Here is a 10,573-nt window from a genome sequence, read left to right on the forward strand (position 1 = left end):
CCGCTCGACTTGCATGTGTTAGGCCGTGCCGCCAGCGTTCAATCTGAGCCATGATCAAACTCTTCAATTTAAAGTTTGATGCTGCTTCCGAAGAAGCGGTGCTCAAAGAATTTACTGTTAGTTCGTATGAATTAACTGTTGTCACTCTTCAAGACTTTTTCACATAATTTTTTAGTGAAGTGTCCTGCGAGTGCCCACACAGATTGTCTGATTGATTGTTAAAGAGCAGTGCGACCGGCTTACAGCCTGCTGTCGCGAGGTGGCGTATACTACGCTTTCCTCCTGCGGAGTCAACGACTTTTTTCTCGTTTTCCCCGCCTGACACCGCGCTGCGTTTCCGCTGTTGCCGTGTCAGTGGATGCGCATTATAGGGATCCGAACGGGTTACACAATCACTTTCTCGATCTTTTTTTCCGTTCGCGCATTTTTCCACCCTTACGTTGAGTTATTGTGCAGACAACGCTATTTTCTGAGCAATAAAGCCGGATCCGCCCCAAGATCTGGGATCCGTAACATTAATTTTAGGAGATTACGGCATATGTCCGAGGCATTACGCCCGTTTAAAGGAACGCTGCCCGTTATCGGTAAAAACGTCATGGTTGATCCTTCCAGCGTAGTTATCGGAGGGGTCACACTGGAGGATGATGTGAGCATCTGGCCGCTAGTGGTTATCCGGGGCGATGTCAACTTCATCCGGATTGGCTCGCGCACCAATATTCAGGATGGCAGCGTCTTGCACGTAACTCACCGTTCGGAAAAAAACGCGAATGGCAATCCATTGATTATCGGGGAAGATGTCACCGTCGGGCACAAAGCCATGCTGCATGGTTGCACGATAGGCAATCGTGTCCTGGTGGGCATGGGCTCAATCCTGCTTGATGGCGCCATCGTTGAAGATGACGTCATCATTGGTGCAGGCAGCCTGGTTTCGCCGGGAAAAACGCTGGAGAAAGGCTACCTTTATCTTGGTAGTCCGGCTAAAAAGGTTCGCCCGCTGACAGAGCAGGAACGGGAAGGGCTGCTTTATTCATCCAATAATTATGTACGCTGGAAAGACGAATATCTGGGCCAATCGCACCAGTGAAGCAATTGGCGCTTCCCATCAACGAATTTCATCACTAAACAGAAAGCGCCCCTGCTCATCGTATTCATCATCGCGAATCAGGCGTTCAAACTCATCTTCCCAATCCCAGCGATGTTCCCGGAACAGTGACAACCACTGTTCCGGCAGCGCATCACCATAACGTTCCAGCAAAATACGTCGTCTAATCACGCACTCGCGCTTAAACCCGCCGACCAGTACCGGAAAAATGATCGCCTCATCATGATCACACCATTCTTCCCGATCGGGGAACTGGATCGCCTGATTCATGCTCCCAGTTCCTGCTTCATTTTACGAATTACCGGCACGGCATCCGGCATGACGCCATGCCACAAATTGAACGCATGCGCTGCCTGCCAGACCAGCATTCCCATACCGTCAACATACCGCTGCGCTCCCTGTCGGATACACCACTTTAAAAAAGGAGTCGGCTCCGACTGGTAAAACATGTCATAACAACACACATCAGGAGAAATCAGAGAAGCCGGCAAATCAGGAACATCGCCCGCTACACCTGATGACGTGGCATTGATAATCAAATCAAAAGAATGGTTGCCCACTTTTTCTATTGGCAATGCACTCACCTGACCATAGCGGCTGAAATGCTCAGCCAATGCGTCAGCTCTGGCAAATGTGCGGTTAGTAATAACTAACTCGCATCCATACGCCAGCAAAGGCTGAATAACGCCACGTGCTGCGCCACCCGCACCAACCAGCAACACCCGATCATGAGGCTGGATAAATTCATGCTGCTGCAAATCACTCAGCAGACCAATACCATCAGTATTGTCGCCATAAAGCGAACCATCGACTTTCTTTTGGATCGTGTTGACGGCGCCTGCGGAACGAGCGCGCTCACTCAGCTCATCCATAGCCGCGCATGCACGCTCCTTGAACGGAGCCGTCACATTAGCGCCGCATGCGCCATGTTGAAAAAATGCTTTCAGGCTGTCCTCAAAGCCATCCAACGGCGCCAGTATGCGCTCGTATGTCAGCGAGATTCCCATCTGCTCGGCAAACAACGCATGAATGCGCGGCGATTTGCTGTGCGCAATAGGATGACCAAAAACCGCAAAAGATTGACTCACGGACACTTTGTTCTCCAGTATTTGCTACCCCTGACGCAGCATTTCCCCCGTCAGGGCATCACGAATTTCCGATGGGTTCAGGCGACCGCCAACCTCTCCATTCAGGACAGGGAAACCCTCGCCAAACTGCTCCGCCACTTCCCTGGCGGTACGACACGGCGGCTGGCCGCTCAGATTAGCGCTGGTAGAAACCAACGGCTTTCCAAATACCAGGCACAGTTGTTTCACCAGCGGGTGATCGCTAACTCGCACTGCCAACGAAGTAAACCGCCCAGTCAACCAATCCGGCGTCACCGTTTTGGCCGGGAGCACCCAGGTAACCGGTCCTGGCCAAGAGGCAAAGATGGTCTGACGCTGAATATCCGACAAGGCAGATATGTCGACATAAGGTTCCAGTTGCTGAAAATCCGCCGCAATCAGGATCAGCCCTTTCTCGCGTGGACGTTGTTTCAACGCCAACAAACGCTCTACCGCCGTTTCACTGTCAGGATCGCACCCGAGCCCAAATACAGCCTCCGTTGGATAGGCGATCACATTTTCTTCCCGCAGTTGCTGCAACAGCGGTGCTAAATCTTCAGAATTTATATTACTCATCACAATGACTTTCTTCAGCCGATACCGGCTTTCCACACAACTTACTGGCACAAAAGCGCCTTACGCCCTGCGCCGTTTTCTTCTCTATCAATAACGGGTAATGGCAATATTCGCATTCCCCGGCAATCGGTTTGTGATTCAGCGTAAACTGGCAGGCAGGGTAACGTTCGCAGGAGTGAAACGTCTTGCCATAGCGGGACTTACGCTGCAGCAATCGGCCTTCATGGCACTGGGGACATGTCAGTGTCGTTTCGTCTGGGCGATCAATTGCTTCCGTATGCTCGCATTCTGGATAGTTACTGCAACAGATGAACATGCCATAACGCCCCTGACGCAGCACCAGCGCCGACTGGCAACGAGGACAATGCTGCCCATCCAGCACCTTCACCACATGCCCATCGGCATAGGCTTTAAGCGGTCGAATATAATGACATTTGGGATAACGGGAACAACCAAGAAACGGGCCGTGCTGTCCGGAACGGATAACCAACACGGCCCCACATTCAGGGCACACCTGTTGCGGCTTTTCAGCAATAAGTATGGTTTTGACCATGATTTACTTTGATTCCCGACTACTGCAAATACCCTTCATTGGCTTCAAAGAGTAAATCTTCCATTTGCTGGTAAGCATTTTCGCAACCAGGCACATTGAATAACACCATCAGAATGACCCATTTTAGATCTTCCAGGTCAAAATCCTGCGTTTCAAGCGCCATTACCCGATCAATGACCATCTCACGGGTTTCCAAACTGAGCACTTTAATCTGCTCAAGAAACAGCAGAAAGCCGCGGCAATCCACATCCAGACGTTGTTCCTCTTCAGCGGTGTAAAAACGCAACGCCAGAGGGTCGCTGGCCAGCGCCAGCGGCGGGGTTTGTCCTTCCTGCAAGTCGGCCAGTTTTTCCAGCCAATCCAACGCGCTGTAGATATCGTCGCGATCAAATCCCGCGCGGGTGAGGTCATCAGTCAACGTATCTTGATCGACACGCATTTCGGTTTCATTGTGGATGTAAGTTTCAAACAAGTACATGAGTACGTCGAACATGGCCTGCCCTCCTTATACGGACATAGCCGCCGGGTACAGCTGCGATCCACCCTGCTAACTCCAGATCCAGTAACTTACTCACCACCTCTGGCACAGGTTGGCCGGCACGTTCAGCGACAACGTCAACAGGTGTAACCTCATCTCCTACGGTAGCCAACACATCAGCAAATGGCAATTCCAGTTCACCTTCCGTCGCACAAATAATTTCCGGAATGCCCTCACCAGGAATATCGGCAAACCAGCGCAGTCCATTATGGAGTTGTTCAAAAATGTCCTGAGGCTGGGTAACCAGGCTGGCCCCTTGCTGTATCAACCAATGGTTACCTTCCGTCATCGGATTCCCGATCGGACCGGGCAGAGCGAATACCTCACGATTTTGCTCCAATGCATAACGCGCCGTCACCAGCGAACCGCTACGCATTGATGCTTCCACTACCAGAACTCCCAGACTTAATCCGCTGATGATGCGATTGCGGCGTGGAAAATTCACCGGCAACGGCCGGGTATTCAGGGGAAACTCTGACACCAGCGCCCCACCCTGCTGCACAATAGCATCCGCCAGCGTCAGATGCCGGCGTGGATAAAGCTGGTTTAATCCGCTCCCCAATACCGCAATGGTTTTCCCACCTGCCTGCAGAGCGGCCTGATGGGCAATACCATCAATCCCCACGGCTAATCCGCTGGTTATGGTCAGATGATTCAGGCTAAGTTGCTGGCTGAAGACATGCCCCCACTGTTCGCCGTAGGCGCTATTGTTGCGACTGCCAATCACCGCGACCTGCGGAGATGACAGTACGCCCACATCTCCCGCGACATACAAACATAGCGGGGGAGAAACGATGTTACTGAGCAAAGGGGGATAATCGGCGCTGTTGAATGTCACCAGGTGATGCTCCGGCTTTTCCAGCCAGTGCGCTGTATTCTGGATATCCAGAACGCTCAGAGTGAGAAACTGTTCGGTCTGATTTTCCGTCAGGCCCAGCGATTTCAGATATTCCGCCGGATACGAATTTTCGGCCTGCAATTGACCGAACAGTGCCGCGCATCGTTTGGCGCCGAGGCCTTTAACCGACGCCAGACGCAACCAGATTTCCATATCCGTCATATCCCACTCCGCATCCTACCGTGTCATGGCCGTGATGCTGTCAATCACCCCTGGAAATGTCTACAATAAAGGCTGGAGCGTTCTAACCACCTGAATACAGATCTAAACATATATGTCAGTGTTGCAAGTATTACATTTCCCCGATGAGCGGCTTCGCATTAAGGCGCAGCCGGTAAAAGAAGTTAATGCAGAGATTCAGCGTATCGTGGACGATATGTTCGATACCATGTACGAGGAAGAAGGCATTGGCCTCGCGGCCACGCAGGTTGATATCCATCAGCGCATCATCGTAATTGATGTGTCAGAAGAGCGGGATCAACGGCTGGTTTTGATCAACCCCGAACTGCTGGAGAAATCCGGCGATACCGGAATTGAAGAAGGCTGTTTGTCCATTCCTGAAACTCGTGCGCTGGTTCCGCGGGCAGAACGCGTCAGCGTGCGCGCGTTGGATCGCGAAGGTAAACCGTTTGAGCTGGAAGCAGAAGGCTTGCTGGCGATTTGCATTCAGCATGAAATGGACCATCTGGTCGGCAAACTGTTTATCGACTACCTGTCACCGCTGAAACGCCAACGCATTCGCCAGAAGCTGGAAAAATTGGCCAGACAAAACAGCAAGGCATAAACAGCCTCGTAAAACCTATATCCAGACAGGAAAGCACGTGTCATTACGCATTATTTTCGCAGGAACGCCTGATTTCGCCGCACAGCATCTTGCAGGGCTGCTCTCGTCAGAGCATGAGGTTGTCGGCGTTTTTACCCAACCGGACCGTCCGGCAGGTCGCGGCAACAAGCTGACGCCCAGCCCGGTTAAAGTGCTGGCTGAACAGCATGCTATTCCGGTATTCCAACCTAAATCATTACGTCCTGTTGAGAATCAGCAATTGGTGGCGGAACTGGGCGCTGACGTAATGGTTGTGGTTGCCTATGGCCTCATCCTGCCGCAAGCCGTGCTGGATATGCCTCGTCTGGGATGCGTCAATGTGCATGGGTCGCTGCTGGCGCGCTGGCGCGGAGCGGCGCCGATACAGCGCGCACTCTGGGCCGGCGATACACAGACGGGAATCACGATCATGCAGATGGACGCCGGGCTGGATACCGGCGCCATGCTTCACAAAATCGAATGCCCGATTCTGCCGGATGACACCAGCGCTACACTGTATGACAAGCTGGCAAAACTGGGCCCTCAGGGATTGATGGAAACACTGGCGCAATTGTCCGCCTCTCAGGCGACCGCCGAAGCTCAGGACGACAGCCTGGCAACCTATGCAGAAAAGCTGAGCAAAGAAGAAGCGCGTCTGGACTGGCAATTGTCGGCAAAACAGCTGGAACGCTGCATCCGCGCCTTCAATCCGTGGCCAGTCAGCTATTTTCTGATTGAGGAGCAGCCGGTAAAAGTCTGGAAAGCAGAAGCGCTGAACACCTCACATCAGCAACAGCCGGGAACCATACTTGCCGCCGATAAAGACGGCATCCGGATTGCCACCGCTGACGGCGTATTAAATATTCAGATCTTGCAACCGTCGGGCAAAAAATCCATGTCAGCGCAGGATTTGCTTAACTCTCGCCGCGAATGGTTCACCCCTGGCCAAATACTAGCCTGATACCACGGTACCGACCTTACCTGTCGGTACCACTGACACTCTCCTATCCGTTCTAAGCCGATGAAAAGCAAATATAATCTTCGTAGCATTGCCGCCACTGCTCTTGTCCAGGTTGTCGAACAAGGACAATCACTCAGCCACCTGTTGCCTGCGCTCCAGCGAGACATCAGTGAGAAAGATCGCGGCTTGCTGCAGGAGATCTGCTTTGGCGTACTACGCGTATTACCACAGTTGGATTGGCATCTTCGCCAACTGATGGCTAAACCGCTTACCGGCAAACAGAAGGTACTGCATTATCTGTTGATGGTAGGTCTTTATCAGCTCATCCATACCCGTATTCCTCCCCATGCCGCGCTGGCGGAGACGGTTAATGGCGCAGTTGCCCTGAAGCGGCCACAGCTGAAAGGATTGATTAATGGCGTATTGCGCCAGTTTCAACGTCAGCAGGACGAGTTGCAGCAGCGGCTGCAGAACAATCCGGCACGCTATGCGCACCCGGACTGGCTGCTGCAACGACTGAAAAAGGCCTATCCTCAGCAATGGGAGCGCATCGTCGAGGCGAACAATCAGCATCCACCTATGTGGTTACGGGTCAACCGGCAACATCATACCCGTGCGGCCTATCTGGCGTTACTGCAGGAAAAAGAGATAACGGCTTACCCTCACGCTTTCTATCCGGACGCCATTCGCCTGGGGACACCTTGCGCCGTTAATCAGTTACCGGGGTTCGAGCAAGGCTGGGTCACCGTACAGGATGCGTCGGCGCAAGGCTGTGTCCACTGGCTGGCACCGCAAGATCACGAAGACATTCTCGATCTGTGCGCCGCGCCCGGCGGAAAGACGACCCACATACTTGAAGCCGCTCCCCATGCTCATGTACTGGCTGTCGACGTGGATGAACAACGGCTGAAGCGGGTCAGAGAGAATCTGCAACGCCTTGGTCAACATGCTGAGGTCAAATGCGGAGATGGTCGAACACCAACAGAATGGTGTGGAGACAAGCTCTTCGATCGTATTTTGCTTGATGCACCTTGCTCTGCGACCGGCGTCATTCGCCGTCACCCGGATATCAAGTGGTTGCGCCGCGATAGCGACATTGCCGAACTGGCTTCTCTGCAACAAGCAATTCTGGAGGCTATCTGGCCACGGCTGAAAAGTGGCGGCACGTTGGTATACGCTACCTGCTCTATACTACCGGAGGAAAACCATCAGCAAGTGGCTGCATTTCTGCAACGCCATCCCGATGCTGTGTTGGTTGATACCGGCAGCCCGGAGCATCCTGGGATTCAGAATTTGCCCGTGGCGGAAGATGGCGATGGTTTCTTTTATGCGAAGCTGGTAAAAAACGGGCAATAGCTCTATCCGATTGATAAGCCCCGACAGATACAGAAACGGCAGAAATCACGATGAAGATAATTATTCTTGGTGCAGGTCAGGTTGGCGGAACGCTGGCAGAAAATTTGTCAGGCGAAAACAATGATATTACCGTTGTGGACACCAATACGACCCGGCTACGCCAGCTTCAGGACAAATTCGATCTGCGCGTAGTGACTGGCTATGCCTCCCATCCGCGCGTATTGCGCGAAGCGGGTGCGGAAGATGCGGATATGCTGATCGCCGTAACCAATTCCGACGAAACCAACATGATCGCCTGCCAGGTGGCTTACTCCCTGTTCAATACGCCTAATCGCATCGCGCGTATCCGTTCATCGGAGTATATCCGTGAATCTGAGCAATTGTTTCAGGCGGAAGCCGTCCCGATTGATCACCTGATTTCACCGGAACAACTGGTTATCGACAATATTTATAAATTGATCGAGTACCCGGGCGCATTGCAGGTGGTCAATTTTGCCGAAGGGAAAGTCAGTATTGCTGCGGTAAATGCGTACTATGGCGGGCCTCTGGTGGGTAATGCCATTGCAACAATGCGCGATCATATGCCTCACATAGAAACGCGGGTCGCCGCGATTTTCCGCCATGACCGACCGATTCGTCCTCAAGGCTCGACCGTAATCGAAGCCGGCGATGAGGTGTTCTTTATCGCCGCCTCACAACACATTCGGGCGGTGATGAGTGAGATGCAACGGCTGGAGAAGCCTTATAAGCGCATCATGATTGTTGGGGGCGGGAATGTGGGCGCTGGCCTAGCCCTCAGGCTCGAAAAGGATTATAGCGTCAAGCTAATAGAGCGTGACGCGCTACGAGCAGCTGAATTAGCGGAGCACTTACAACACACCATCGTCTTCCATGGCGATGCTTCCGATCAGGAGTTGCTGGCTCAGGAGCATGTCGAACAGATTGATGTATTCATCGCCATCACCAACGATGATGAAGCGAATATCATGTCGGCCATGCTGGCAAAACGGATGGGGGCCAAAAAAGCGATGGTCCTGATCCAACGCCGTGCCTATGTCGATCTGGTGCAAGGCAGTGTTATCGATGTTGCTATTTCGCCACAGCAGGCCACCATTTCCGCATTGCTGGGACATGTGCGTAAAGCGGATATCGTAAGTGTATCGTCGCTACGACGCGGTGTAGCAGAAGCCATTGAGGCAATTGCTCATGGTGATGAAGGCACATCGAAAGTAGTAGGCCGCATGATTGCCGATATCAAGCTGCCGCCAGGAACAATTATCGGGGCAATTGTGCGCGGCGACGACGTTATCATTGCCAATAACAACTTGCAGATAGAACAGGGTGACCACGTCATTATGTTTTTGACTGACAAGAAATATGTCTCCGATGTCGAGCGTTTATTCCAGCCCAGTCCATTCTTCCTCTAACCTTTCCTCAGGGCGTATTTATCCTGCACGCCCTGAGTTCTCTCTTTTTGGTAAATTCCCCATCGCTTGTTAAAATTAAAAAAGGTTTTATCGGAGAGAATATTATGAGCTTTACAAAAGAGTTTCGTGAATTCGCTATGCGCGGCAACGTGGTTGACCTGGCCGTCGGGGTAATCATTGGCGCTGCGTTCGGGAAAATCGTATCGTCGTTGGTATCGGACATTATCATGCCACCGCTGGGACTATTGATCGGCGGCGTCGATTTCAAACAGTTCCATTGGGTTTTACGAGAGGCGCAAGGCAATATAGCAGCGGTCAGTATTAATTACGGCGTATTCATTCAAAATATTTTTGATTTTATCATCGTTGCATTTGCCATTTTTATGGCAATCAAGCTAATGAATAAATTACGTCGCACCCAGCAGGAAGAACCAAGTGCGCCGCCCAAGATCAGCGCAGAAGAAAAATTACTGACCGAGATCCGAGATTTACTCAAACAACAGGCCGATAGCCATTCCAAAAACACATAATTACTCTAACAACTGAATCGGCATGCCAGAAGGCCAGTGGTAAAAGCATTGTTTTCTTACCACTGGCCTCCCAGTTCTTACCCTGTGCTTTTTGATGTTTCTCTTTCCGGCTATAGCTCCCTTTACCTTTTGCATTCTGTTCAACACGCTGGCGAAACAGAGGATCATGAAGCAGCGCCTCAAGCGCGTTATTTTTTATCTGCCCTTTGGTATGGCGATAGTGTGACATAAATCGACCTCATTCTATGGATACAACATTCAACGTGAATTGCCTTTTATCGCAAGCGGTTCAGTCATCTTTAACAGAGATATTCCTCTCCAGCCTGAAACCTAATGCATGCTGATAAGACCCTTTCAGAAAATCGGTATTCATTCCTGATAGCTGCAGACGTAATTCCAGCGCCTTGAATCGCCGGGATAAATCGGCATAGTCTGCAGATGTCGGGTCAGCCGCATGCAGTAAATTTGCCAATGTCAGCGCTTCTTTGCGAGCGGACAGCTCCGGCGGCAAAAAACCGCCATTCTTCATCAGATGGTATGCGCTGCGTAGTTCAGCAGGAACAGCGCTATTGTCATCCAACTGAAGCGGTTTACCGCTTCCTGGCAAGTGGTCTAACTCCCCACGCTTTTGCGCCTCAATGATATGGCGTTCAGCCCATTCATCAATAGGAAACATAAAACGGCCCCCGCACAATTTTTCACCAGCATGATAGTAGATTGGAGA

The 10,573-nt window shown here is 51.8% G+C and carries 14 protein-coding genes; 6 read left to right on the top strand and 8 right to left on the bottom strand.

Going from position 1 to position 10,573, the window contains the following annotated elements; all coding sequences use genetic code 11:
• The first annotated feature begins 538 nt into the window (after positions 1-538).
• On the top strand, positions 539-1,084 hold the full coding sequence (locus DDA898_RS19130; protein ID WP_038912066.1) for a gamma carbonic anhydrase family protein: 546 nt from the start codon (positions 539-541) through the stop codon (positions 1,082-1,084).
• An 18-nt stretch (positions 1,085-1,102) separates the two neighbouring features.
• On the opposite strand, the gene DDA898_RS19135 is transcribed toward DDA898_RS19130, so the two are convergent.
• Genes DDA898_RS19135 through dprA form a run of 6 tightly spaced genes read right to left on the bottom strand, consistent with a single transcriptional unit; the run spans position 1,103 to position 4,935 of the window.
• Complete coding sequence (locus DDA898_RS19135; RefSeq protein ID WP_013319678.1) at positions 1,103-1,372, bottom strand: DUF1488 family protein; 270 nt, start codon at positions 1,370-1,372, stop codon at positions 1,103-1,105.
• Positions 1,369-2,196 (bottom strand): shikimate dehydrogenase, encoded by an 828-nt coding sequence (aroE, locus tag DDA898_RS19140; protein ID WP_038912067.1) that lies wholly within the window; start codon positions 2,194-2,196, stop codon positions 1,369-1,371. Before aroE ends, DDA898_RS19135 begins: the two co-directional genes overlap by 4 nt.
• 18 nt (positions 2,197-2,214) lie before the next feature.
• The gene (tsaC, locus tag DDA898_RS19145) at positions 2,215-2,784 is read right to left on the bottom strand and encodes an L-threonylcarbamoyladenylate synthase type 1 TsaC (protein ID WP_042318867.1); all 570 of its coding nucleotides are present in this window, start codon (positions 2,782-2,784) and stop codon (positions 2,215-2,217) included.
• Entirely contained in the window at positions 2,777-3,337 is a 561-nt protein-coding gene (locus DDA898_RS22560; protein ID WP_071604570.1) for a DNA topoisomerase family protein, read from the bottom strand. The genes tsaC and DDA898_RS22560 overlap by 8 nt, the downstream gene beginning before the upstream one ends.
• A 19-nt stretch (positions 3,338-3,356) precedes the next feature.
• Complete coding sequence (locus tag DDA898_RS19155) at positions 3,357-3,830, bottom strand: DUF494 family protein (protein WP_022635093.1); 474 nt, start codon at positions 3,828-3,830, stop codon at positions 3,357-3,359.
• Positions 3,802-4,935 (bottom strand): DNA-protecting protein DprA, encoded by a 1,134-nt coding sequence (gene dprA / locus DDA898_RS19160; RefSeq protein ID WP_038902210.1) that lies wholly within the window; start codon positions 4,933-4,935, stop codon positions 3,802-3,804. The genes DDA898_RS19155 and dprA overlap by 29 nt, the downstream gene beginning before the upstream one ends.
• A 112-nt stretch (positions 4,936-5,047) precedes the next feature.
• On the opposite strand from dprA, the gene def reads away from it, so the two are divergent.
• From def to mscL, 5 genes are all read left to right on the top strand, one after another.
• Entirely contained in the window at positions 5,048-5,557 is a 510-nt protein-coding gene (def, locus tag DDA898_RS19165; protein ID WP_013319684.1) for a peptide deformylase, read from the top strand.
• Between the two features lie 37 nt (positions 5,558-5,594).
• Positions 5,595-6,536: a methionyl-tRNA formyltransferase gene (gene fmt, locus DDA898_RS19170; RefSeq protein WP_038912068.1), complete on the top strand. Its 942-nt coding sequence runs from the start codon at positions 5,595-5,597 to the stop codon at positions 6,534-6,536.
• 60 nt (positions 6,537-6,596) lie between these two features.
• The gene (gene rsmB / locus DDA898_RS19175) at positions 6,597-7,892 is read left to right on the top strand and encodes a 16S rRNA (cytosine(967)-C(5))-methyltransferase RsmB (RefSeq protein ID WP_038912069.1); all 1,296 of its coding nucleotides are present in this window, start codon (positions 6,597-6,599) and stop codon (positions 7,890-7,892) included.
• 50 nt (positions 7,893-7,942) lie between these two features.
• Positions 7,943-9,319 carry a Trk system potassium transporter TrkA gene (gene trkA / locus DDA898_RS19180; protein WP_013319687.1) on the top strand — a complete coding sequence of 459 codons (1,377 nt, stop codon included), beginning with the start codon at positions 7,943-7,945 and terminating at the stop codon, positions 9,317-9,319.
• Positions 9,320-9,423: 104 nt separating this feature from the next.
• A complete protein-coding gene (gene mscL / locus DDA898_RS19185) occupies positions 9,424-9,849 on the top strand; it encodes a large-conductance mechanosensitive channel protein MscL (RefSeq protein ID WP_013319688.1) in 426 nt (141 codons plus the stop codon).
• Here the strand turns inward: mscL and DDA898_RS22565 are convergent.
• Both DDA898_RS22565 and DDA898_RS19190 read right to left on the bottom strand, forming a co-directional pair.
• On the bottom strand, positions 9,812-10,078 hold the full coding sequence (locus DDA898_RS22565; protein ID WP_071604571.1) for an alternative ribosome-rescue factor A: 267 nt from the start codon (positions 10,076-10,078) through the stop codon (positions 9,812-9,814). The genes mscL and DDA898_RS22565 overlap by 38 nt on opposite strands.
• A gap of 60 nt (positions 10,079-10,138) precedes the next feature.
• Entirely contained in the window at positions 10,139-10,525 is a 387-nt protein-coding gene (locus DDA898_RS19190) for a DnaJ family domain-containing protein (RefSeq protein ID WP_038902213.1), read from the bottom strand.
• Positions 10,526-10,573 lie beyond the last annotated feature (48 nt).

This window comes from Dickeya dadantii NCPPB 898, assembly GCF_000406145.1.
GTDB classification, from domain to species: domain Bacteria; phylum Pseudomonadota; class Gammaproteobacteria; order Enterobacterales; family Enterobacteriaceae; genus Dickeya; species Dickeya dadantii.

What these genes read in the sequence shown, in the direction of transcription:
- DDA898_RS22565 (WP_071604571.1), bottom strand. Translation starts at nt 10,078, where the DNA reads ATGTCACACTATCGCCATACCAAAGGGCAGATAAAAAATAACGCGCTT.
- DDA898_RS19155 (WP_022635093.1), bottom strand. Translation starts at nt 3,830, where the DNA reads ATGTTCGACGTACTCATGTACTTGTTTGAAACTTACATCCACAATGAA.
- DDA898_RS19190 (WP_038902213.1), bottom strand. Translation starts at nt 10,525, where the DNA reads ATGTTTCCTATTGATGAATGGGCTGAACGCCATATCATTGAGGCGCAA.
- def (WP_013319684.1), top strand. Translation starts at nt 5,048, where the DNA reads ATGTCAGTGTTGCAAGTATTACATTTCCCCGATGAGCGGCTTCGCATT.
- tsaC (WP_042318867.1), bottom strand. Translation starts at nt 2,784, where the DNA reads ATGAGTAATATAAATTCTGAAGATTTAGCACCGCTGTTGCAGCAACTG.
- DDA898_RS22560 (WP_071604570.1), bottom strand. Translation starts at nt 3,337, where the DNA reads ATGGTCAAAACCATACTTATTGCTGAAAAGCCGCAACAGGTGTGCCCT.
- trkA (WP_013319687.1), top strand. Translation starts at nt 7,943, where the DNA reads ATGAAGATAATTATTCTTGGTGCAGGTCAGGTTGGCGGAACGCTGGCA.
- dprA (WP_038902210.1), bottom strand. Translation starts at nt 4,935, where the DNA reads ATGACGGATATGGAAATCTGGTTGCGTCTGGCGTCGGTTAAAGGCCTC.
- rsmB (WP_038912069.1), top strand. Translation starts at nt 6,597, where the DNA reads ATGAAAAGCAAATATAATCTTCGTAGCATTGCCGCCACTGCTCTTGTC.
- DDA898_RS19130 (WP_038912066.1), top strand. Translation starts at nt 539, where the DNA reads ATGTCCGAGGCATTACGCCCGTTTAAAGGAACGCTGCCCGTTATCGGT.
- mscL (WP_013319688.1), top strand. Translation starts at nt 9,424, where the DNA reads ATGAGCTTTACAAAAGAGTTTCGTGAATTCGCTATGCGCGGCAACGTG.
- DDA898_RS19135 (WP_013319678.1), bottom strand. Translation starts at nt 1,372, where the DNA reads ATGAATCAGGCGATCCAGTTCCCCGATCGGGAAGAATGGTGTGATCAT.